Here is a 19,819-nt window from a genome sequence, read left to right as displayed (position 1 = left end):
GGATAGCGTCATGTCCACGACGAAGGGGGTTTCGTGATCAGGGCAGAGCGTACGGTTCGGCCTCGTGTGGTGGCCGCTGAGCGTGTCGCCTCCGAGGCGGGTTTCCAGAAGAGCTGCATCCCTGAGGTGGGCAGACTGCTCAGCCTGGCCGCTGCTGCGAAACCCCACGGAGTCATCGCGGAGAGCGGCACCGGCTCGGGCGTGGGTAGCGCCTGGCTGCACAGCGGGCTCGGCGCCGGTGCCCGCCTGGTTACCGTAGAGCGTGACGAAAAGCTCGCCCGTCGAGCGGCTGGTGTCTTCGCGGACGACGACCGCGTCAGCGCCACGGAAGTACTCACCACACCGGCCAGTTCAGCGGTTGTTGCGGCACGCCGACTCCAGCCGGGAAGGGGACGGAGGGGGCGGCCTCGGGCCGCCCCCCTCCGTCGTCGTGCGGGAGAACTCCCGCCGGATCCTCAGCTCTTGGTACGCCGCGTCTTCGCCCCCAGCGAGTAGAAGACGAGGCCGATGACCGCGATGACAAGAAGGGGCACGACCTGGCTCAGTGTGTACGCGAGGCGCTGGCCGGCGAAGGCCTCGGGCAGCGAGTCGGCGGCGGAGCCCTCCGTGCCGAACCAGCCCACCCCGAAGCCCGGCCAGATCAGCACCACCACCGTGAAGGCGACCAGGCCGGTCGCGAGGGCGGTGACCGTCCAGGCCCCGATGCGTCCGCCCGGCACGGAGTACGGGCGCGGAGTGTCGGGGTACTTGCGGCGGAGCACCACCAGGCTGGGGAAGGTGATGACGTACGAGATGAAGGTCGTGCAGATCGTCAGGCCGAGCCCCGCGGCGAAGTACTTCTCGCCGTCGCCTTCGGTGAGGTTGAGGGCGACCACGAGAAGCACGGACGCCAGGACCGCGGACAGCAGGTTCACCCGTACCGGAGTGCCGTGCTTCTCGGAGATCGTGCCGAGCCAGGCGGGTCCGGCGCCGTCCGCGCAGGCGACGGCCTGGGCGCGGTGCGCACCCATGGCCCAGGTGACGCCGGAGGTGAGCAGGCCGATGATGAGGCCCGCGGCGGCGATGCCGCCGAAGACCGCGCCGGCACCGGTGAGGGTGACGGTGCCGTCGGCGGCGATGGAGCCGCCGTAGACGGTGAAGACGGCCTTGCAGGCGTCGATGAAGCCGCCGAGGCTGCCGATCCTGTCGCTGGGCAGGACGAAGAGGATGCCGAGGATCGGGCCGCCGTAGAGCAGCAGCGCGGCGAAGCCGGAGCGGAGGATGGCGAGCGGGATGTCGCGTCGCGGGTTGCGCATCTCCTCGGCGGCGGAGCTGGGCAGTTCGAAGCCGACGTAGTTGAAGATCAGGACGGGGACGAGCGCCACGAAGCCGACGTAGGTCGGTGTGAACTCGCTTGCGGGCAGGGCGTGCACACCGTTCTGGACGGCGAAGACGACGACGGAGACGAGGAAGAAGCCGAGCAGCACGATGCGTGCGAAAGCTCCGGCGATCGGGACCCACTTGCCGACCGGACGGACTGGACGACGGCGAGCGCGCCACCCCAGATGAAGACCAGCCCGGCGGCGTACTTCCACAGCCCGGGGAGCGGGGTGAAGAACTCCTCCCAGGTGGTGAGGGCGATGATGCACAGACTGCCACCCACCCACACCGGGTTGGAGATCCAGTAGAGGATCTGGTTGAGGCCCGCGGTGAGCCGTCCGAAGGCGAGCCGGGTCCAGACGTACGGTCCGCCCTGGACGGGGAAGGCGGAGCCGAGCTCGGCGACGAGGAGCCCGTAGGGGAGGAAGAAGAACAACGCGAGGATGGCCATCCAGGTCAGTCCCTGCGGTCCCTGCGCTGCGACCGACCCGATCGTGTCGAGTCCGACGAGGGTGCATATGAGGAACAGGAGGACGTCGAAGCGGCGCAGTTCCTTGCGCAGCCGGCTGCGTTGTTCGCCCCAGCCCTCGGAGAGGTCGGGGGTTTCGGGGGCGGGCCCTTCGGCCCTGCTGGAGGTGGCGGGTGCTTGGGTCACTGGGCGGACTCCTACGGCGGCACGGGGTCTCGTACAGGCGCGGCACATCTACTGACTGAACGGACAGTCAGTAGCCTGCACTGTGAGCCCGGCCACACGGGACTGTCAAGAGCCGTGCAGGGTAAAGCCGTGCCCGGATTCCCGACGCCGGTGGGCGGCCGGCCGGACAGGCAAGGGCCGGCCGCCGCGCTGCGTGAACCAGCGCCGGCACGTGCGGTCCGCATGCGCCCGGACAGTGGCCGAGCGGGTGCGCCTGGTGGTGCGGTCGGCACCGGTCAGCCAGCGCGAGTTCGCCGACCGTATCGGCATGGACCCCACCGCGCTGTCCAAGGGCCTGCACGGCAACCGCCGTCTCGGGGACCGCGAACTCGCCGCCATCGCCCAGGAGGGGAAGGTGTCACTGCGGTATCTGCGGACCGGGCAGGGACGGCCGCCCGCCCCGCCGAAGAACACAACGGCACTGGACACGCGCCGCCGTGCGGACGCCGTGGACGCGGAGGTCCGCAGGGCCCAGATCCTCGAGGCGACCGCACGACTCATCGCCCGTCGCGGATTCCACCGGGTGCGGGTCGCCGACATCGCCCGCGCGTGCGGGACCAGTACCGGCACGGTGCACTACCACTTCCCGACGAAGGGCGACGCCCTGCGAGCCGCTCTGCTCCACTGCGCCGAACGTCTCCACCGGCGCCTCGAAGCCGAGTTCCGGGACGCGGACAGCGCGACCGAGAAGCTGCGCCGGCTGATCGAGGTCCAGCTGATCGCGGGTGACGAGGACCGCGACGAATGGTCGGTGTGGGTGCAGTCGTGGAACGAGGCGATCGTCGACCCCGCCCTGCGTCAAGGACAGCGCGAGATCTACGCACGCTGGCAGCAGACGGTGCTCGACCTGGTGATCGCCTGCCGGGACGAGGGCATGGGCACGGACGCCGACGCGAAGGCGCTGACGAGCCGGTTCACCGGCCTGGTCGACGGCCTGGCCATCCAAGTGCTGGCAGGGACCGGGGAGATGTCCGTGACACGGATGCGCGAGCTGCTGCTGGACGCGTTCGAACCGCACATCACCCTGCGCTGACCGCGCCGCCGCTCACCCCCTGCGCGTACGCCGCGCCCGCCGTACGCGCCCCGGATGCAGAGAGGACGTGCCATGACAGCGCGGTTCCCGCACTGTTCAGCCCGCTGCGGATAGCCGGCATCACGGTGCCCAACCGGATCCTGTCCTCGGGCCACGACACCGTCCTGGCCGGGGACGGCGCGGTCACCGATGAGCTGATCGCCTGCCACGAGGCCCGCGCCGCGGGCGGCGTCGGCCTGATCGTGCTCCAGGTCTCCGGCGTGCACGAGTCCGCCCGCTACACCACCCATGTGCTGATGGCGACGGAGGACGAGTGCGTCCCCGGCTACGCCCGGCTCGCCCAGGCGGTGCACCGGCACGGAACGAAGATCTTCGGCCAGCTGTTCCACAGCGACACCGTCTACCTCCAGCACACTCTGACCGAGGAACCGGTACTGCTCGAGGGGACCGCCGGCGTCGTCCTCGCTCAGGGCCACATCCCGGTCGACGACCTCGACCCGGTCGCCCTCGGGGTCCCGGCCGACCGCGTCTTCGCAGTCGGCGATCGCGTCACCCCGCGCACCGTCGAGGAAGCGGTCCTCGAGGGCCTGACGGTGGCGTCCGATCTCCGGAAGAGGAGTGTGGATCAGTCACCGGCTCCGGACCCCGGATCGCCGTCGGCCCCGGCCCGGCGGGCCTCGCCGGGAGGGCCCGGCGACGATCGTGTCACCCCGGCACCCCGCCCGCACGGGGCGCCCCGTTGCCTCTCGGGAGCGTCCGGCCGGGCAGGGCGTAGACAAGCCCGGTGGTTCGGGAGTTTCCTGGTAGGACACACGATTCTTGCGAATGGGCGCCGGCCGGTGAGGAGGCGCTGGTGTACGACGTCACGATGCAGGTCGAACTCACGGCCACGGGACCTGACAGCTGCCGGATGACCATGGCCGGGGAGCTCGACGTGGTCACCGCCCCGGGCGTCAGGCAAGCCCTCCGCGCCGCCGTCGCCGAGTACCAGCACATCGTCGTGGACCTGGGGAAGGTGCATTTCTGCGACTGCACGGGAGTGAGCGCGCTCCTGGCGGGCGCCCGCGCCGCCCGAGCCCACGACGTGGATCTGTGCCTGCGGGCCGTGCCGTGCTCCCTGGCCCGCATCTTGCGGCTGTCCGGCAGCGGCGGGGCGTTCACCATCGAACCCGAGCAGACGGTCCGAAGGCGCGCTCCCGACCCGGGTGGCGAACGCCGGGGGCCGGGCGACGGTACTGATCAAGGGCCGTGACGGCGGCGACCGGTGCTCCGGCCGCACGGGCGCGCAGATGATGAAGGCGAACGTGGTACGGCATGGGCAGCATCACCGAGCGCCGCCAGAGCGGCCGGTCTCACTGGGGTCCGGGATCCCCAGGAAGGCGTTCCAGCGCGGCGGCGACATCGGTGTGCCGGGCGATGTCCGTCAGCGCGCGGGCCATGACCGATCCCGGCTCCCTGGCAGTGATCACCAGCCCGACCGGCACCGACCGGGCGGGCTCGACCATCGGCACCGCCCGCATGCCGTGCGGCACGCCGAAGACATGCAGCCAGGCGTGCGGCACAATGCTCGCCCACCGGCCCGTTCTGACATGGGCGAAGAGGGTTGCCACGGAATCGGTCTCGACCCGGGGGGATGGGCGCAGCCCCGCCTCGGCGAACACCTCGTCCAGCACCCGACGCCCCTGCATGGCCCCGGTCAGCAGACACAGCGGCAGCCGCGACGCCTCCGCCCAGGTCGCCGTCGTCCGATGGGCGAGGCTGTCGGCGGCGTCGGTCAGCAGCACATACCGCTCCTCGTACAGCGGAACCGCCTGGAAACCCTCCGAAAGGCCCTTGTCCAGATAGGTGATTCCGGCGTCGATCTCGAAATTCTGCAGCTGGCGCAGAACGTCCCCCGACTGGAGGTCCGCCATGAGCTCCACGGTGACCAGGGGGTGCGCCGCGCAGAACGGCGCCGTCAGCAGGGACACGGCGCCGGACGCGGTCGGGACCGAGCCGATCCGCATCCTGCCGCTCAGCCCCGTGCGCAGGGCGCCGACCTCGTTCCTCAGGGCGTCGCGGTCGGCCAGGATCCGCTGCGCCCACACCACGATGCGTTCGCCCTCGGGCGTGAGGCCCTCGTATTGCGGCCGCGCCGGACCAGCGGTACGTCCAGCTCCTCCTCCAGCTTCCGGATCGCCTCGGAGAGAGCCGGCTGCGAGACGTAGCAGGCCTGGGCGGCACGGGCGAAGTGGCGCTCCCGGGAGAGGGCCACCAGATACTCGAGTTGGCGGAACAGCACTCCACGGGTGTACCGGACCGCTCGACGGAACGCCAGTCGGGGTGGGCCGCTTGTCAGCCCACGGGCAGTGGTTGCAGGCGCTCCTCGCCGGTGTAGACGTTCATCGAGGCGCCGCGCAGGAAACCGATCAGGGTCAGCCCGCTCTCCGCGGCCAGGTCCACTGCGAGCGAGGACGGAGCGGAGACGGCCGCCAGCACGGGGATTCCGGCCATCACCGCCTTCTGCACCAGCTCGAACGAGGCCCGGCCGCTCACCATCAGCACCGTCTCGCGCAGGGGCAGCAGCCCCGACCGCAGGGCGTGGCCGACGACCTTGTCCACGGCGTTGTGCCGACCGACGTCCTCCCGCAGGCACAGCAGCTCTCCGTCCGCGGAGAAGAGTCCGGCGGCGTGCAGACCACCGGTGCTGTCGAACACCCGCTGGGCGGCCCGCAGACGGTCGGGGAGGGCCGTCAGCACCTCCGGTCCGATGCGCAGCGGGTCTCCGGCAACGGACCACGCAGCCTGGGTGCGCACCGCGTCCAGGCCGGCCTTGCCGCACAGCCCGCACGAGGACGTGGTGTAGAAGTGCCGCTCCAGCCGCACCGGAGCGCACCGTCCGGGGAAGTCCCCCGCAGGCGTCCGCGCGGCCGGATAATCGCGGCCGATCAGGCAATCGAGAGTGCCTCTCCGGATTTCGCGGGAAATTCGGAGATGACGATCGACGGGCGAGAAATTCGAATGAGCAGTTCAGCAGTCCAGCGAAACGGTGCCGAATCCGGCTTCCGGTATCTCCGAACGGTGCGACCGTGCCTGCGGAGTCGCTTCGCGGGGCGGCGCTCGCGGTAATGGTGCTGGGAGCCATCCGCATGCCCCAGGCCGGGCGCGGACGGCCCCGCACCCGTGCCTCGGACTCCTACCTCTGACCCGAGCCGCAAAGTAACCGCGGGGGCCAGGAGTGAGAATGTGCGACATCCCGTGACCCTTGCCGACACTGTCCGAGGGGTGCTTGTGCATCCCGTCATGTATGAGCGGTGTCGGTCTGGCGCCTGCCCGATCCCCTGTGGTGATCTTCTGGTCACCTGCTGGGCCGGCTGAGCTCGGCTCGGTAGTCGGGAAGGGCGACGGTGCTGACCTTCTGCCCGTCCTTGAGCATCCAGTTCAGGAGTGAGCGTCTGCTCAGCAGACCGTTGCGGATGCGGAGGCCGGTCGCGGTGCCGGGGGCGAGGAACTTCCCCGTGCGGTCGCCGCCCTTCTGGCAGCCCTGGGCATAGGCGCGCAGCGTGTTCTCGTACCGGGTGAAAGCCGCGTGGTGGTCGCCGTTGGCCAGTGCGAGTTCGCCGGCCAGCACATAGGCGGCCAAGAGCTTGCCTGGATGGAGCAGGCCCTCGCCGCACTGGACGGCACTGGCCTCACGGGTGCCGAGCGGATGGACGCGGTCGTCCTGCTGGCCGGCCATGTGCGGGGGATCGCCCAACGGGCCCGCGCGGCGGGTCCGGCGGGCAGTCCCGAAGCGCAGTTCAGCGTCACGCTCGGGGAGCTGATGCAGGCGCACGGCGAGCACTACCCCGCCCTCACCGCCGCGCTGGTCTCGGCGACCCGGCACGGCGGGCAGGACCAGGCACTGGAGTTCGGCCTGCAACGCATGCTGGACGGCTTGGGCCTGCTCATCGCCCAGCGTTCGAACTGACCAGGGCCGCCTCACCGTTCTGCTGGGCTACGTCACGTTTCCGGCGCATTCCGGCTGCCCTCGCGGTCGGCAGGGACCTGCTGAACGTGACGACGTCCCGGCACCACTACCTGCGTCGATCCCCGCACAGCACACCATCCGATCCACGGGTTCCCGTGAAGAGCCTTCAGTTTCCCTGAACCCACGGGGCTCGACGGCGTCGGGGATCGACCGAACCGTGGTTGGCGCTGAGATTGATCTTGATGCCGGTTCGACTGCCGGCCTTCTCCGGACTGCCCCGGGCCAGCGACAGCCTCAAGTTCGGACAGATCTCGGGCAGTCGGACCTCCGTGCTCTCTCAGCCGGCGTGAAGGATCCGAAAACGATCGGGTTCCGCCGGATCTCGATCAACGACTTGGATCGGCGTCCGAGCCCATTGCCACACGCTGATGCCTGGCGTGCGGGAGAACTGGATCTGCCCGCGGGTGCCTTCGACTGCAACGCACGGCCAGGATTCGGCAGTGCGCGCCCGGTCCGCGCCGTGAGAACGCAGCACATCGGCGAGAACGGCGACCGTGTCGTAGCCCTCGAAGGCGACGAAGGAGGGCGCCTCGCCCAGCCGCTCGCGGAGGGCCGACTCGACGCGTGCACCGAGTGGGCTGAGGCGCTCGGGCAGGTAGCGCAAGAACGGGATCGCGGCGCTGTCGTCGCCCAGCAACCTCGCCCATTCGGCGAACTCCGGTTGCCCGGCCGGAGCACCCATCATGATCTCGGCGAGGCGCTCGTCGCGGCGGACGGACTTGACGATCGACACTGCCGGCTCCGGGTGGCCGACCAGAAGAAGGAGGGCTGTCGCGCGATTGCCGACGAGTTCGTCGCACACCGCCGTGGGGGCAAGCGCGCGCATGTCGAGTTCGATGACGGTGCCGCCGCGTGGAGCGAGGTAGTCCCGCAGAATGCGGATCCCAGATGCCCAGTAGACACTCGGCGCGGCTGCTACGGCGATCCGACTGTGGCCCGCGCTGAGGAGGAAGTCTGCGTAGATCTGCCAGCCCTGGGACTGCGCCGGGGCGAGGCGCGCGACCCATTCCGTCGGCTGTTCGGTGAGCGCGTCGATCACCGCTGACGAGCAGAGGAACGGCAGGCCGAGGGCGTCGGCCCTGGCGGCAGCGGCGCGAGCGACGACGCTGTGATATTCCCCCGCCAAGGCAGCCACGCCCAGGCGAGCCAATTCGTCTACGGCCGCCGCGGCCCTCTGCGGATCAGCCGCGGTGTCGCGGACCACCAGCTCGAGTGGTCTTCCGACGATCCCGCCGGCGTCGTTGACTTCGCGAACGGCCAACTCGAGTCCTGTGAGCAAGTGTTGGCCTGCCTCGACCCAGCCAGGCCGAGTCAGCGGAACGAGAGCGCCGATCTGGACGGATGATCCGTCTGCGTAGTACGCGTTCATCTCATCTCATCTCGTCTCGCCGTGGCAGGCGCTTCTGGGTGACCATGCCGGACATTGCATCCACCACCATCGCCAACAGGCAACCGATTATCTGTTCGCTGAACTGCCCGGCTTCACATGGCCCTCCCCGCGGCCGGTCACGTTGCGGTCCTCGACTTCGGCAGGGCGGGTGATGGGCACCAGGTGGCGAGCGGCGACGGGCCGTATGGCCAGGTCAGGCGGCACCGGTTCGCGCCGCGGTGACGGCCACCGTGGCGTAACGCATCGTGAAGCTGCCACCTGTCGCGTCGATGGCGGCGCCGACGCCCTTCAACACCTCCGCCAGCTTGTCCGGCGGGAGCCGGGTGAAGGCGCCCAGGGTGGGCATCTGGTCCAGCCACGCGTCCCGGGTGTAAGTCCACTCCCAGTCGAATCGCAACTGCTCCGGTTCGCCGAACCCGCCCACCTCTCGGATCCCGTCGGCGGTCTTGGCGAGCAGCACCTGGTACCCCTCCAGGGACCCCTTCCTCATCGCCTGGAAGTCGAACGGCGCGTCAGGCAACACCCGCCGGCAGACCGCAACGACGACTTCCGCCACGTCGGGCGGAAACTGGAAAGCGTTCCAGAACGCCGCCAGCCGACCGCCAGGGCGCAGCACCTGCGCGGCCTTGGCCATTCCCGCGACCGGGTCGATCCAGTGCCAGGCCTGGCCGGCGACGACCGCATCGAATTCCCGGTCGGCCGGGTCCCAGTCTTCGAACGTCGCTACGTCAACCTCGCCCCCGAATTGCCGCGCCACGTCAGCCATCCGCGCGTCTGGCTCCACCCCGAGCACCCTGCAGCCGGCCGCCTGGAACTGTCTGGCGGCGATGCCGGTGCCACAGCCGACGTCGAGGACGTCGGGGCCGGGGCCGACGTCGACACCCTCGCACCCACGCTGATCGGGACCGGGCACATGCTCTTCGCCGACCGGAAAGGCACCCCGCCGGAGGCTGGCGCCATCCGCAAGGTCGTGACTGCGGTCGTCGCCGGCGTTGTGCAAGAACCGCTGCGATGACGTCTGGCGACGCTGCTGCCACCACCGTCCACCTGGCGACCCGGGCTGTGGACGAAGCGTTGGACCTGCTGGCGGTACTGATCGCGATGGGACCGCATCATGAATGCTCTCAGCGGCCACGTGGCCGGACGGAAAGCACGGTTGGTGGGATCCCCAGCGCGTCCAGTCGGGACAGGAGTTCTGCCGCCTGGTCCTGTGTGACGGCAATCCGCAGGGAGGTTCCCGAGTCACTGGCGCTGAAGACCAGCCGGTCTCCTCGCCGGCCTTCGGCGTTGATCGTGTAGGGAGCCAAGTTCAACAGCAGCTCGAACTGCGCGTCGTCACGGACGTCGATGTCGATCCCCATCCCGGGATCGGCGCGCCGGGAGCGAGTGCCCTCCGCCACCGCCTCCCGGGCCAAGGAAAGCGCACGTTCGTACGAGTGCAGCACTGCAGGCGGCCAGGCATCGTCGCTGTAGGCGTCGAGGTGGGCTGTGTCGATGTCAGAGCGCAGCACGCGAAGCGCCTCGCGATGAGCAAGCACGACGTCCGCAGGGCTCAATCCGTCCACGAGTACGAGTTCGAGGTACGGGCCGCCATCCTGGTTGATCACACGCATGACCTTCCCACACACAGTGGCCCTCACATCCCCGGAGGAAGGCCGCCGCCGCAAAATGATCTTGTGAGAAACGGCCTCAGGACGCTCTGGGCTTGCGCCCGGGCGTCTTCTTCGCGGCCGACTTCTTGGCCGCGCCCTTCTTCGCCGTCGCCTTCTTGGCGGGCGCCTTCTTCGCCGCGGCCTTCTTCTTCGGCATCTCGTGCACCGTCGCGTGCTCCTCGCCGCGGGACTCCTTGGCCGCCTTCACGGACGCGTTGAGCGCGGCCATGAGGTCGACGACCTGCCCGGCCGGCTGCGGCTCCTCCGGGGCCGGCGGCGCCTTGCCTTCCGCCTTCGCGGCGATGACCTCTTCGAGTGCTTCGCGGTAGTGGTCGGTGAGGTCGGGCATGTGGTCCTCGGTCAAGGCTTCCATGAGCTCCACGGCTCCGTCGATCTCCGAGTCGCCCAGCTCCACGGGCGGCGGAGCGAGGGACTCGGGGGAACGGATCTCATCGGGCCAGTGCATCGAGTGGAGAACGATCGCCTCGCCCTTCACGCGCAGGAGCCCGAGCCGCTCGCGGCCGCGCAGCGCGAAGTGCGCGACCGCGACCTTGCTGGAGCGTTCCAGGGCCTGGCGGAGCAGCTTGTAGGGCTTGGCGGCGACCTGCCCGGCCGGCTCGAGGTAGTAGCTGTCGCCGATACGGACAGGGTCGATGGACTGCGCGGGGACGAACGCGGCGATCTCGATCGACTTGGCGGTGGGCAGTGGCATGTCCGCCAGGTCCTCGTCGGTGACGGCGACGACGGTGTCCTTGTCGACCTCGTAGCCCTTGATGATCTCGGCGTCGCTGACCTGCTTGTCCTCGAGCTCGCAGATCTTGCGGTACCGGATCCGGCCGCCGTCCTCGAGATGGATCTGCCGGAGGGAGATGTTGTGGCTCTCGGTGGCGGGCACCACCTTGATCGGGATGGTCACGAGCCCGAAGCTCACAGCACCGGACCAGATGGGGCGGGGCATGACGAGAACCTCCGTGACATCCCCGAGCACGTGTAGGTTCTCAATTCTCGCGTCATTTTCTCCATCGCGCTGTCCTGACAACGGCCGATCCGACACAAGAGCGAGAATCGCCGGTCATGCCCCTCGGCCGTTCGAGTGATGACTGCCAGGTTCGCTGCGCCGACCGAATGAGCCCCGCGGCTCCCCGCCCGCGCACTGCATCACCTCCAGCTCCCCGGGCCCGCCCCGGATGGCATCACGCCCGCCCAGCTCCACAGGGCGTGCAGTCAGCCGGATGACGTGTGACGCCAGGTCCGCGTTTCGCGAGCCGCATCTCGTTTTGACGTTGGCCTTTGGACGTCGGCGTCGTCCTCCCGGAGTCCTGGATCCAGCTGAAGGGTTTGCCAGCCGTCCGGCCGCGGCCACCACGCATGCACGGTGCTCTTCAGCCCTTGACCGATGCTGCCGAACACGGGCGCTTCCAGCAGCGGACGCTCGCTAGGAGCAAAGACCAGCTGACCCGAAAATCCCACAGGACCCCTCCTTGAAGACGCTGCGCACACTACGGGCTGCCACCGACACAACCAGGGGTTGGTGGACTCCTGCTCCCCAACCGACTGGCTCATCCACCGAGTCGGCGGTAGCCGATCAGTGCTGCGGCTATGCCGCCGAACCCGGCGGCCTGACCGGCGCCGAGGCCCGGCGCATCGCCGGCGACCTCGACCAGGCGTCGCACGTCGTCGGTATGACACCATCGCCGAATTCCTCCCCCGGCAGGTCATGCACCTCCAGCACATCCTCGACGGCTTCCCGTTGTAAGGAGAGGAACAAGCCCCGAACTGTCGATCCGCTGCCTCCTGCGTCCGCGATCCCCCATCTTGCAGAAGGGCACGGGGGCCCGTTCACCGACCGTGATGTCCCTCGAAGGACAGCACGTGCCCCACCGCGCCTATCTGTAAAGCGGTGTGCCCTCCAGCCGTCCCTCCGGGATTGTCCGACCGCAGAGCCTGAGTGCCAGGTCTTCAGCGGTGCCGTGCAGTGCCGGGCCCGATCCATACGACCAGTCAAGGTCGGTGGCCTGGAGGCTCCGTCCCTCAATGTTGATGCCGAAGTGTGTGCCCGTCGCCCTCGGTAAGGTCGTTGAGGACGACCCGGATGGTCTCGACGGGTGAGCGGCGCGGCACCCGGAGCGGCACGGTCACGTCGAGGCCGTGGATCACCACATGATTGAGCGCGCCGTCGTACCCAGCGCACGGCGTCGTCCAGTGGTGCATCACGTCGGCGCGTAGGTTGGCAACGAGCTGGTCCGTCGGCAGTTCGGCGTCCCGGCCGGCGATCTGGTTCGACAAGCGGCTGAAGTCGAAGTCGCAGTGGCGCAACTCGGCCATGAACTCCTCTTCGGAGTACCTGGCCGCCATGGTCAGGTGCGCGATCACTTCGCGAACCCGCCAGCCCTCACACAGGGATGGGGTATCCCACTGCGCATCAGAAACGGAGCCGAGCAGGTCGGCGAGGACCACGAACTCGGCGGCTACAGCAGGTTGCAGGTCGGCGTCGTTCGTCAAGGTCAACTCCATGTCGCCCGTACGGTCGACGATCGTCACCAGGTAAGACGAACCACCTGCGCCAAACTCATCGGTCCACGGCGAAACAGGGGTCGTGGACATCTTCACTGTGGATCGGCCAACGCTCCCATGTGACGCCCCAGATACGTTGATCAAGGAGTGTGGTCAGTGGACCAAAGACCGCACGAGCTGCGCGAGACGTAAGTGCTCGCGCGGCTGGTGGTCACGGACGTCGCAACTTCATGATCCATCAGACCCGTATCCGCCCCGCCATCTGGGCGCTCAGGGCCGCACTCGGCCGAAGTGTGCGGCACGGTTACGCCGCGCCATCAACCGCGCCCCCTCCCTGCTCCCCGTTCTGCACACGAGGCAGAGACGGCGCCTTCGTCGGTGGCCGGTTACGGGCGTGGCGGAGCCGGCTCGGTGGTCAGCGCGGCGGCGATGAGCCGGCCCAGCTGTGCGGCCAGGCCGTCCGGGGTGCGGTGCTGGAGGTACAGCGTGGTGAAGACCGGGCCGGTCACCAGGGCGTGGACGAGGGAGACGTCGGGAAGTGTGTGGAGCTCGCCGCGGGCGACTGCCCGTTCCAGGAGTCCGCGGATGCCGGCCTCCTCGCGGACGACGAACGTCTGGTGGAAGTGGACTGCGAGGTCGGGCGAGGTGCCGATGTCGGCGAGCAGCCCCAGGACCGCACTGGTGGCAGCCGGTGCGGTCAGGTGGTCGACGATCTCCTGGACGAGGACGGTCAGGTCGCCCTCCAGGGTGCCTGTGTCCGGCGACGCGGGCAGGTCCGGGACGTGAACCGCGGCCGCGAACACCATGTCCTGCTTGGTCGCGTAGCGCCGGTAGATGGCCGCTTTCCCGATGCCCGCGCGCTCCGCCACGGCGTCCATCGTCAGGCCGGCGTATCCGCTGTGTGCCAGCAGTTCGCGGGTGGCGGTGAGGATCGCCTCGTCCACCCGGCTGTCTCTTGGTCGTCCCATGCCGAGATGATACGGTACCCACAGTTCCGAAACTATGAGTCTCGTTAAGGGGAGCCATGAGTCTCTGGGCAGGACGCATCCTGGTCGTGATGGGCGTCGGACACCTGATCGCACTAGGTGCGCAGAACGGGGAGTACGTCGACGAATGGTTCAGCGGTGCGCTCTGGGGGCTGCCTCGCGACGAGTTCGTGCATCCGAGCGGGGCCAACGGGGCGTTCTGGATCGTGGTCGCGAGCTTCGCCGTTCCCCTGCTGCTGCTCGGTCTGCTCATCAGCCAACTCGCCCGCCGGGGCGTCGCGGTGCCGCAGTCCATTGGCTGGGGTCTTGCCGCGTGGTGCCTGGTGGGGGCGGTGATCCTGGAACCGACCCCGCTGCTGCTCGGCCTTGTCCCCGCGGTGCTGCTGATCCGTGCGGCCCGGCGCACTGCTGAGTGAGAGTCAATACCGAAATCCACCGGGCAGGTTGAGCCGATCAGGACGACTCCGTCGCTCCTGGCCCGTGCTCGCGCGCAGCTCCCGCATCGGCATGCCGTTGCGATGCTCACGCCGGATCGCCGCGTGCAGCTCGACCTTCGACATCTGCGGCATGACCAGCACCTTCCACCAAAGGCATCGCCGCCAGCACCTCCCGGTCGCCGTGGCGACGTCGGCCACCGCCCTGGGCCGCACCGGTGCCTCGGGCACCACCCGCTGGAACAACTCCAACAACTCTTCCGAGCGGTGCATCAACCGCCTCAAGCAGTGGCGCGGCATCGCCACCCGCTGCGAGAAGACGGCGAGCATCTACCTGGCCGGACTCCACATCGCTGGCATCTTCCTGTGGTCCGCCCGATGATCCAACGAAAGCCCCTAGCGGTGGACGCGCCGCCCGTCCGGATCGACGGCCGCTCCGGCACGCCCCGGTCTCCCCTGCCTACTCGCGGAGATGCCGGGCTGTCCCATGGCCCGGGATCAGGGCGTCCAGCGCCTGGTCCAGGACTGTGAGCAGGTGCTCCCGCTCCTGCGGGGCGTACAGCATGCGCAGTGCCAGGCCGTCGGACAGTGCGATGACGGCATCAGCGACGGCCAACGCGTGGGTTTCGTGCCCGGACGACTCCAGCCAGGTGGCCAGCGCCTGACGGATGTCGCGGTCGACCTGCCGCCGGATCGCAGCAAGGCGGGGGTGGTGTGCCGCGTGGATGGCGAAGGCGAGTTGCGCGGTGGCCTCGGCGCGTCGCTCGGCGTCCATGGGGAGCGTGGTCAGGATCAGGTCACGCAGCGCCTGGCGCAGCGGCAGTGCGGTGTTCGCCTGGGCCATCCGGCGCTCGATACGCTCACCGGCCAGCTCGGCGGCGAACGTGAGCATCTCGTCCTTGGTGCGGAAGTACTTCTGAACGGCGCCGGGGGAACGGCCCGTTGCGGCGGCCACGGTGCGCACGCTGACCTCGTCGAGGCCGCGCTCGGCGACCAGTTGGAGCAGGGCCGCACCGATCTGCCGACGCTGTTCCTCCCTGTCGACGGTCTTGGGCATCAGTCGCGCTCCCCTCTTTGAGATACAGTCGTATTCTAACCTTCCGTCAGGTGAGGTGCTGTACGGAGCCGAAAAGGAGACAGTGGTGGATGACCGAAGTGAGTCTGCCGTGCCCGCTGTGCGGGTCTCGGACCGCGACCGCGACGAGGCACTCGGTGTGCTGGCGGCGGCGCTGGGCGAGGGGCGACTTGATCCGCACGAGCACGAGACCCGTTCCAAGCGCGCTCTGCGGGCGCGTACGGCCGATGAACTCCGCGCGCTGACGGCCGACTTACCCGCACCGGCGCCCACCCGCTCGGAGCAGGACCGCAAAGACCTCAGGGAGTGGCTGGCCGAATGGCGCTACTGGCTTGGTGGAGGGGTGATCATGTCCGGGATCTGGGGCGCACGCTGTGTGCAGAAGGGAGAGCTGACCTACTACTGGCCGGTCACGCCGCTGGGGGTGTGGGCGGCCGTGCTGATCGCCATCGCCATCTGGCCGCGCGACGGGCGACGGCGATGAAGGAGACGGTGGTCGCACTGTGGCCCGCTGAAGCCTGTGGTTTGAGCAGGTCGCAGGGAATCGACCGCATCTCGTCAGCGCCGCAGATGCGAGTGCCAGGCCCCGTGTCTGCGGCGTGATCCAAACGACAGGCCCTGGCGGCACGTGAGATCTGGGCGCCGGGCCTTGTTCAGGCACTCAAGCCAGGATGAGCTGCCCGCATCCGTTCAACGAGTGCGGGAGGTGTTCAGGCGACTTGGCCTGCGAACGAGCGGCTGAACCGCAGGGGTGCCGCTACCTCCTGCGGGTCCGGCGGCAGCTGAGCATGTCGTACCGAGAGGTGTCGATGGGCAGCTCAGCCTGAACGTCCGCAAGCCGAAGCTCGACGTTCTCGAGGAGTTGATCAGCGCCATCAGGACGTCACATGACGAGGTCGACGCATGGGTTGTCGAGGCGGAGCAGGCCTTGCCGTGATTCACGATCGAGGGCACAGGCGGCCTCGGACGGCGACAGCTGACGCAGCGGGTCGAGTTTCCGGTGGGTTGTGCGAGCAGGACGTCGTGCAGCCGCTGCCACACGCCGGTCTCGTTCCGGACCCGCAGCTTGCACCAGCAGGTCATGCCCGAGCCGAGGCTGAGCCCCTGCGGCAGCTACTCCCACTGCATCCCGGTATGCAGCACGTACAGAATCCCGCACTGCACCTCCCGGTCCGCTGCGGCCGGCGACCCGGATGCGGCAGCGCCGCTCACGCTGACGGCAGCAGCGGCTCCAAGCGACCCCACGGCTCATCCGACACGACCCACGGCGACGTACTCGCCGCCGCGCCGACGCCTTCGTGGTCCGCGAGCCGCAACTCTGCGCTGCCGTCGGTACGGCGTTGCCGATCCTCAGGCTCATGACCCGCGGGAAGACCGGCTACGTGATCCGCTCCGCGGGCTGCAACCCTCCGCAACCTACGCGCGTCACACATCCGATCCGTACTCTGTCGTCACGAAACGAACACATCATCAGCACGTCGTGCGCACAAGGCGGCGCATGGCCGACGCTCGGCCCGCACTCGGCGGCGGCATCTGGGCGGACATCACCCCCAGTGCCGACGGCGGCAACCGCCTCCACCAGGTCGAGGCCGGCAGTCGGAGCCGTATCCAGGCTCACCCAACGGGCAGCGGAGAACGGCGAGTTCGCCGGATGCTCGGCTGATCCCTTCCCCTTCCGTCCCACCATCAGGAGACCCGCTCGCATGACGTACCCCAACCCGCCCCAGTCGCCGTACGGTCAGCAGCCTCGGCACGGGCACGTGCACGGCGCGCAGCCCGGCTACGGATACCCGGCACCCCAGCAGCCCCACCCCGGCCCTTACGCCGGCGGCCCCGCGCCGTACCAGACCCCGCCGCCCCCGAAGAAGCGCATGTCCACCTGGGTCCTCGCCGGCATCGCCTTCGGCGGCGTCTTCGCCTTCCTCATCCTCGTCGGCGCCATAGCGGGCAGCGGTGACGACACCACGCAGGCCGACGGCAAGGCCGCACCCAAGAGCAGCGCCCCGGCCGAGCCGGCGCAGAAGAAGAAGGACGACGCCCCTGCCGAGTCCGAACCGGCGCCCCAGTCGCCCGTGAAGATCGCGGCGAAGAAGACGGCGTTCGCCCCGAGCATCCTCCACGACGGGGGCGCGTACACCAGCGTCCAGGTGACGATCACGAACAACAGCGACAAGAAGATCAGTGTCAACCCGCTGTACTTCTCCCTCACCGACACCGGCGGCAGCAAGCACGCGGCCGAACTCGGGGTGGACGAGAACCAGATGGACACCACCGACCTCGCGCCCGGCGAGAACATGACCGGCGTCATCACCGGCAAGGGCGGCTTCACGCCCAAGTACGTCACGTACACGGACGGTCTCCTTGGCGACACGGTCCGAGGCGACGTGTCCTGACCGCGACACGCGGCCGAACGCCCCCGCACCTCACCGAGGCGTCGTTCAGTCCACGGGAATCAGTGTGAGGCAGGCCAGCCCGAGCGCCTCTCGGTAGCCTCTCAGCCAGCTCGTCCGGTGCCGGTCGACACGCTCGCGCGTCTCCTTCGCCAGTGGGTGGTCCCCGTGGGCGGCCAGCCACTCCTCCACGTCGGCGTGCCAGCCCGACTCGAACTCCTCCCACTCCTCGCTGCCGGCCGTCTCGACCCAGGCAGGCCGGAACCCGGCGGATACGGCGAGATCAACGAGCCCGGCCAGGTCATGGAGCTCGTCGGCGCGGGCGCCCGGCCACATTGCTGCCAGCTCGGCGAAGGTGGGGGAGCGCTGCCAGAAGGTCTCGCCGAGGAGTACACGCCCTCCGGGCGCGACCATCCGTCGCAGTGCCTGAAGTGCGTCGTCAGTGTGCTGCGGTGGGCGTGCGTCGCTGAGCGCGTGACTGGCTCCCAGACACAGGACGAGTTCGGCGGGCCCGCGTGCCCTTCCCTCGGCAGCAGACTCCCGGACGAATTCCACGCGTTCGGCCAGCGCGCGGGCCTCGGCGTTCTCGCGCCCCCCGAGCGGTGTCCTCTTCGTTGAGGCCGACCCCGAGTCCGGTTGCCGCCGGAGCAGCTCCGGTCAGCCGGCTCTGCGGCCTGCCCGCAGGTCGGCTGCGTCGGCTGTCGCGTCCTTCGGACGGGGACGAAAACCTCATCGGCGTCCCGCGTTGTTGATCAGTACGTCCAGGCCGCCGTCGGCCTCGATGACCTTGATCGCGGCGGCGGGCGCGTCGTCCCTGCTGTGGGCCGGACCAGCCGTGCACCCAGCTAATCGGCGGCCCGGCGTCCGCGTGCGGCGTCTCGGCTTCCGATGCAGGCGGTGTGTCCCGCGGCGATGAGGTGGTGGGCGGTCTGGAAGCCGAGACCCTTGTTCGCTCCGGTGACCAGTGTCGCCCGGGCGACCGACCCATCCGACCGGGCGCGGCGGGGATCAATCGAGCGGGCCAGGCCCGGCAATGAAACGGAAGCAATGGTTCCGTGACATCCGTCACAGCCGTTTCGGGCGACAGGAGGGTCGATAGTAGATCGCCCCTTGTCGACATAAGGTCATTTGTCCATCTCGGTACGGACATGCCCCCGGCGGCGTTCGGTCGCCTTCGGTCCTCTCGGTGCATCCGCCCGCCTGTCGACCGCAGAGGGTCTTTTGATGGGGCGTCAAAAGGATCGGAAGGTTCCGCATGGGGGCCAGCACGCCCCTATGCACATCGCAAGGGCCCCCGGTTTCTACTACCCGGGCTAGTAGGAGGGGTGCGTTGCCCTCAGCGCGCAGTGGTCCTAACAATGGCTGCCCGCAAAGGCGTCCCCGCAGGTCACACACAGAACGGGCCGGCAAACCCCTGTCGGTGGCGCTCCGCGATGACGAGTGAGGTCACACATGAGCAAGCACCGCAGAACGACGCACCACCGGAAGATAGCCATCGCTGCCGTCGCCATGGCGGCCGTGGGTGTGCCCTCTGTCGCCATGGCCTGTATGGACCCGGAGGGGACCGAGAGCAGACGGTCCTACCAGTGGGAGAATGCACGTTCCGAGCAGGCGTGGCACGGGAACGAGTCCGAGCTGTGGTGGGACGGGAACAAGTGGGACAGGAAGCCGAGCCCGCACGACTCGCAGACCCCCACCGCGACGCCGGGCACCCCGAAGCCGGCAGCGACGAAGCCGGCGGCGCCCAAGCCCACCGCGACGAAGGCGGCGGCACCCAAGCCGGCCGCACCCAAGCCCGTCGCGTCGAAGCCGGCCGCGGCCAAGCCGACCACGACGAAGCCGGCCGAGCCCAAGCCGGCCGCGCCGTCCACCACGGCACCGGCGTCCGGCGATGTCGCCCGCGTCGTGGAACTCGTCAACAGCGAGCGCAGCAAGGCCGGATGCTCCCCGGTGACGTTGAACGCGAAGCTGAGCAAGGCCGCGCAGGATCACAGCGAGGACATGGCGGCTCACCGGAACATGTCCCACACGGGCTCCGACGGCTCAAACGCGGGTGACCGGATCACGCGCGCCGGTTACAGCTGGAGCACGTACGGCGAGAACGTCGCCTACGGTTACGAGACCCCCGAGAGCGTCATGGCGGGCTGGATGTCCAGCCCCGGCCACAGGGAGAACATCCTCAACTGCGCGTTCAAGGAGATCGGCGTCGGCCTCGCGCAGCCCGGCGATTACTGGACTCAGGACTTCGGCACGGCCCGATAGGCGGCGCTGCGGAAGGCCGGA

At 69.1% G+C, this 19,819-nt stretch carries 20 protein-coding genes and 8 pseudogenes; 12 read left to right on the top strand and 16 right to left on the bottom strand.

Going from position 1 to position 19,819, the window contains the following annotated elements:
* Positions 1-33: 33 nt before the first annotated feature.
* Positions 34-321, top strand: a pseudogene (locus tag ACWD0A_RS12710) (transferase); the annotation flags it as partial.
* Between the two features lie 134 nt (positions 322-455).
* Here the strand turns inward: ACWD0A_RS12710 and ACWD0A_RS12705 are convergent.
* Together ACWD0A_RS12705 and ACWD0A_RS12700 are read right to left on the bottom strand one after the other, a co-directional pair.
* Complete coding sequence (locus tag ACWD0A_RS12705) at positions 456-1,466, bottom strand: APC family permease (protein WP_451297335.1); 1,011 nt, start codon at positions 1,464-1,466, stop codon at positions 456-458.
* A gap of 101 nt (positions 1,467-1,567) precedes the next feature.
* Positions 1,568-2,062 (bottom strand): annotated as a pseudogene (locus tag ACWD0A_RS12700) (amino acid permease); the annotation flags it as partial.
* A gap of 187 nt (positions 2,063-2,249) precedes the next feature.
* Here ACWD0A_RS12700 and ACWD0A_RS12695 point away from each other — a divergent pair.
* From ACWD0A_RS12695 to ACWD0A_RS12685, 3 genes are read left to right on the top strand one after another with little or no spacing between them, the layout of a single operon-like run.
* Positions 2,250-3,086 carry a TetR family transcriptional regulator C-terminal domain-containing protein gene (locus ACWD0A_RS12695; protein ID WP_451297333.1) on the top strand — a complete coding sequence of 279 codons (837 nt, stop codon included), beginning with the start codon at positions 2,250-2,252 and terminating at the stop codon, positions 3,084-3,086.
* Complete coding sequence (locus ACWD0A_RS12690; protein WP_451297553.1) at positions 3,083-4,000, top strand: oxidoreductase; 918 nt, start codon at positions 3,083-3,085, stop codon at positions 3,998-4,000. The genes ACWD0A_RS12695 and ACWD0A_RS12690 overlap by 4 nt, the downstream gene beginning before the upstream one ends.
* Complete coding sequence (locus tag ACWD0A_RS12685; RefSeq protein WP_451297331.1) at positions 3,997-4,338, top strand: STAS domain-containing protein; 342 nt, start codon at positions 3,997-3,999, stop codon at positions 4,336-4,338. The genes ACWD0A_RS12690 and ACWD0A_RS12685 overlap by 4 nt, the downstream gene beginning before the upstream one ends.
* 100 nt (positions 4,339-4,438) lie before the next feature.
* On the opposite strand, the pseudogene ACWD0A_RS12680 reads toward ACWD0A_RS12685, so the two are convergent.
* From ACWD0A_RS12680 to ACWD0A_RS12670, 3 genes and pseudogenes are all read right to left on the bottom strand, one after another.
* Positions 4,439-5,367: pseudogene (locus tag ACWD0A_RS12680) on the bottom strand (LysR family transcriptional regulator).
* A gap of 53 nt (positions 5,368-5,420) precedes the next feature.
* Positions 5,421-5,954: pseudogene (fdhD, locus tag ACWD0A_RS12675) on the bottom strand (formate dehydrogenase accessory sulfurtransferase FdhD); the annotation flags it as partial.
* 469 nt (positions 5,955-6,423) lie between these two features.
* On the bottom strand, positions 6,424-6,708 hold the full coding sequence (locus ACWD0A_RS12670) for a hypothetical protein (protein ID WP_451297329.1): 285 nt from the start codon (positions 6,706-6,708) through the stop codon (positions 6,424-6,426).
* Positions 6,709-6,720: 12 nt separating this feature from the next.
* On the opposite strand from ACWD0A_RS12670, the gene ACWD0A_RS12665 reads away from it, so the two are divergent.
* The gene (locus ACWD0A_RS12665; protein ID WP_451297327.1) at positions 6,721-7,035 is read left to right on the top strand and encodes a TetR/AcrR family transcriptional regulator C-terminal domain-containing protein; all 315 of its coding nucleotides are present in this window, start codon (positions 6,721-6,723) and stop codon (positions 7,033-7,035) included.
* Positions 7,036-7,372: 337 nt separating this feature from the next.
* Here the strand turns inward: ACWD0A_RS12665 and ACWD0A_RS12660 are convergent, their stop codons facing one another.
* Positions 7,373-8,464, bottom strand: a complete 1,092-nt coding sequence (locus ACWD0A_RS12660) for an ABC transporter substrate-binding protein (RefSeq protein ID WP_451297325.1) — start codon at positions 8,462-8,464, stop codon at positions 7,373-7,375.
* Between the two features lie 214 nt (positions 8,465-8,678).
* A complete protein-coding gene (locus ACWD0A_RS12655) occupies positions 8,679-9,398 on the bottom strand; it encodes a class I SAM-dependent methyltransferase (protein WP_451297551.1) in 720 nt (239 codons plus the stop codon).
* Between ACWD0A_RS12655 and ACWD0A_RS12650 the strand changes: the two are divergent.
* Positions 9,342-9,500 (top strand): annotated as a pseudogene (locus ACWD0A_RS12650) (TetR/AcrR family transcriptional regulator); the annotation flags it as partial. The gene ACWD0A_RS12655 and the pseudogene ACWD0A_RS12650 sit on opposite strands and share 57 nt — an antisense overlap.
* Positions 9,501-9,609: 109 nt before the next feature.
* Here ACWD0A_RS12650 and ACWD0A_RS12645 read toward each other — a convergent pair.
* The 4 genes from ACWD0A_RS12645 to ACWD0A_RS12630 form a co-directional block, all read right to left on the bottom strand.
* Positions 9,610-10,092 (bottom strand): hypothetical protein, encoded by a 483-nt coding sequence (locus ACWD0A_RS12645; RefSeq protein WP_451297323.1) that lies wholly within the window; start codon positions 10,090-10,092, stop codon positions 9,610-9,612.
* An 82-nt stretch (positions 10,093-10,174) separates the two neighbouring features.
* Complete coding sequence (gene ku, locus ACWD0A_RS12640; protein ID WP_451297321.1) at positions 10,175-11,095, bottom strand: non-homologous end joining protein Ku; 921 nt, start codon at positions 11,093-11,095, stop codon at positions 10,175-10,177.
* Positions 11,096-12,168: 1,073 nt separating this feature from the next.
* A complete protein-coding gene (locus tag ACWD0A_RS12635) occupies positions 12,169-12,678 on the bottom strand; it encodes a maleylpyruvate isomerase family mycothiol-dependent enzyme (RefSeq protein WP_451297319.1) in 510 nt (169 codons plus the stop codon).
* Positions 12,679-13,037: 359 nt separating this feature from the next.
* Positions 13,038-13,619, bottom strand: a complete 582-nt coding sequence (locus ACWD0A_RS12630; protein ID WP_451297317.1) for a TetR/AcrR family transcriptional regulator — start codon at positions 13,617-13,619, stop codon at positions 13,038-13,040.
* A gap of 56 nt (positions 13,620-13,675) precedes the next feature.
* On the opposite strand from ACWD0A_RS12630, the gene ACWD0A_RS12625 reads away from it, so the two are divergent.
* Positions 13,676-14,053, top strand: coding sequence for a DUF6463 family protein (locus ACWD0A_RS12625; protein WP_451297315.1), 378 nt, complete (start codon positions 13,676-13,678; stop codon positions 14,051-14,053).
* Positions 14,054-14,056: 3 nt separating this feature from the next.
* Here ACWD0A_RS12625 and ACWD0A_RS12620 read toward each other — a convergent pair whose 3' ends face one another.
* Positions 14,057-14,206 carry a hypothetical protein gene (locus tag ACWD0A_RS12620; protein WP_451297313.1) on the bottom strand — a complete coding sequence of 50 codons (150 nt, stop codon included), beginning with the start codon at positions 14,204-14,206 and terminating at the stop codon, positions 14,057-14,059.
* Between ACWD0A_RS12620 and ACWD0A_RS12615 the strand changes: the two genes are divergently transcribed.
* Complete coding sequence (locus ACWD0A_RS12615) at positions 14,205-14,453, top strand: hypothetical protein (RefSeq protein WP_451297311.1); 249 nt, start codon at positions 14,205-14,207, stop codon at positions 14,451-14,453. The genes ACWD0A_RS12620 and ACWD0A_RS12615 overlap by 2 nt on opposite strands.
* A 78-nt stretch (positions 14,454-14,531) precedes the next feature.
* Here the strand turns inward: ACWD0A_RS12615 and ACWD0A_RS12610 are convergent, their stop codons facing one another.
* A complete protein-coding gene (locus ACWD0A_RS12610; protein WP_451297309.1) occupies positions 14,532-15,128 on the bottom strand; it encodes a TetR/AcrR family transcriptional regulator in 597 nt (198 codons plus the stop codon).
* Between the two features lie 85 nt (positions 15,129-15,213).
* Here ACWD0A_RS12610 and ACWD0A_RS12605 point away from each other — a divergent pair, with 85 nt between their 5' ends.
* A complete protein-coding gene (locus ACWD0A_RS12605; protein ID WP_451297307.1) occupies positions 15,214-15,630 on the top strand; it encodes a DUF1707 SHOCT-like domain-containing protein in 417 nt (138 codons plus the stop codon).
* Between the two features lie 521 nt (positions 15,631-16,151).
* Here the strand turns inward: ACWD0A_RS12605 and ACWD0A_RS12600 are convergent.
* Positions 16,152-16,462 (bottom strand): annotated as a pseudogene (locus tag ACWD0A_RS12600) (transposase); the annotation flags it as partial.
* A gap of 182 nt (positions 16,463-16,644) precedes the next feature.
* On the opposite strand from ACWD0A_RS12600, the gene ACWD0A_RS12595 reads away from it, so the two are divergent.
* Both ACWD0A_RS12595 and ACWD0A_RS12590 read left to right on the top strand, forming a co-directional pair.
* Entirely contained in the window at positions 16,645-16,809 is a 165-nt protein-coding gene (locus ACWD0A_RS12595) for a hypothetical protein (RefSeq protein ID WP_451297305.1), read from the top strand.
* Between the two features lie 40 nt (positions 16,810-16,849).
* Positions 16,850-17,539: a DUF4352 domain-containing protein gene (locus ACWD0A_RS12590; RefSeq protein WP_451297303.1), complete on the top strand. Its 690-nt coding sequence runs from the start codon at positions 16,850-16,852 to the stop codon at positions 17,537-17,539.
* Between the two features lie 45 nt (positions 17,540-17,584).
* Here the strand turns inward: ACWD0A_RS12590 and ACWD0A_RS12585 are convergent.
* Together ACWD0A_RS12585 and ACWD0A_RS12580 are read right to left on the bottom strand one after the other, a co-directional pair.
* A pseudogene (locus ACWD0A_RS12585) lies at positions 17,585-18,269 on the bottom strand (SAM-dependent methyltransferase).
* 5 nt (positions 18,270-18,274) lie between these two features.
* A pseudogene (locus ACWD0A_RS12580) lies at positions 18,275-18,549 on the bottom strand (SDR family NAD(P)-dependent oxidoreductase); the annotation flags it as partial.
* Between the two features lie 439 nt (positions 18,550-18,988).
* Between ACWD0A_RS12580 and ACWD0A_RS12575 the strand changes: the two are divergent.
* Entirely contained in the window at positions 18,989-19,798 is an 810-nt protein-coding gene (locus ACWD0A_RS12575; RefSeq protein ID WP_451297301.1) for a CAP domain-containing protein, read from the top strand.
* Positions 19,799-19,819: the final 21 nt, after the last annotated feature.

The sequence above is a fragment of the Streptomyces sp. NPDC002867 genome (genome assembly GCF_053591895.1).
This window is presented reverse-complemented; position numbering and strand designations above follow the sequence as displayed.

What these genes read in the sequence shown, in the direction of transcription:
- ACWD0A_RS12660 (WP_451297325.1), bottom strand. Translation starts at nt 8,464, where the DNA reads ATGAACGCGTACTACGCAGACGGATCATCCGTCCAGATCGGCGCTCTC.
- ACWD0A_RS12575 (WP_451297301.1), top strand. Translation starts at nt 18,989, where the DNA reads ATGAGCAAGCACCGCAGAACGACGCACCACCGGAAGATAGCCATCGCT.
- ACWD0A_RS12630 (WP_451297317.1), bottom strand. Translation starts at nt 13,619, where the DNA reads ATGGGACGACCAAGAGACAGCCGGGTGGACGAGGCGATCCTCACCGCC.
- ACWD0A_RS12610 (WP_451297309.1), bottom strand. Translation starts at nt 15,128, where the DNA reads ATGCCCAAGACCGTCGACAGGGAGGAACAGCGTCGGCAGATCGGTGCG.
- ACWD0A_RS12620 (WP_451297313.1), bottom strand. Translation starts at nt 14,206, where the DNA reads ATGCCGCAGATGTCGAAGGTCGAGCTGCACGCGGCGATCCGGCGTGAG.
- ACWD0A_RS12615 (WP_451297311.1), top strand. Translation starts at nt 14,205, where the DNA reads ATGACCAGCACCTTCCACCAAAGGCATCGCCGCCAGCACCTCCCGGTC.
- ACWD0A_RS12685 (WP_451297331.1), top strand. Translation starts at nt 3,997, where the DNA reads ATGACCATGGCCGGGGAGCTCGACGTGGTCACCGCCCCGGGCGTCAGG.
- ku (WP_451297321.1), bottom strand. Translation starts at nt 11,095, where the DNA reads ATGCCCCGCCCCATCTGGTCCGGTGCTGTGAGCTTCGGGCTCGTGACC.
- ACWD0A_RS12665 (WP_451297327.1), top strand. Translation starts at nt 6,721, where the DNA reads ATGGAGCAGGCCCTCGCCGCACTGGACGGCACTGGCCTCACGGGTGCC.
- ACWD0A_RS12625 (WP_451297315.1), top strand. Translation starts at nt 13,676, where the DNA reads ATGAGTCTCTGGGCAGGACGCATCCTGGTCGTGATGGGCGTCGGACAC.
- ACWD0A_RS12590 (WP_451297303.1), top strand. Translation starts at nt 16,850, where the DNA reads ATGACGTACCCCAACCCGCCCCAGTCGCCGTACGGTCAGCAGCCTCGG.
- ACWD0A_RS12595 (WP_451297305.1), top strand. Translation starts at nt 16,645, where the DNA reads ATGGCCGACGCTCGGCCCGCACTCGGCGGCGGCATCTGGGCGGACATC.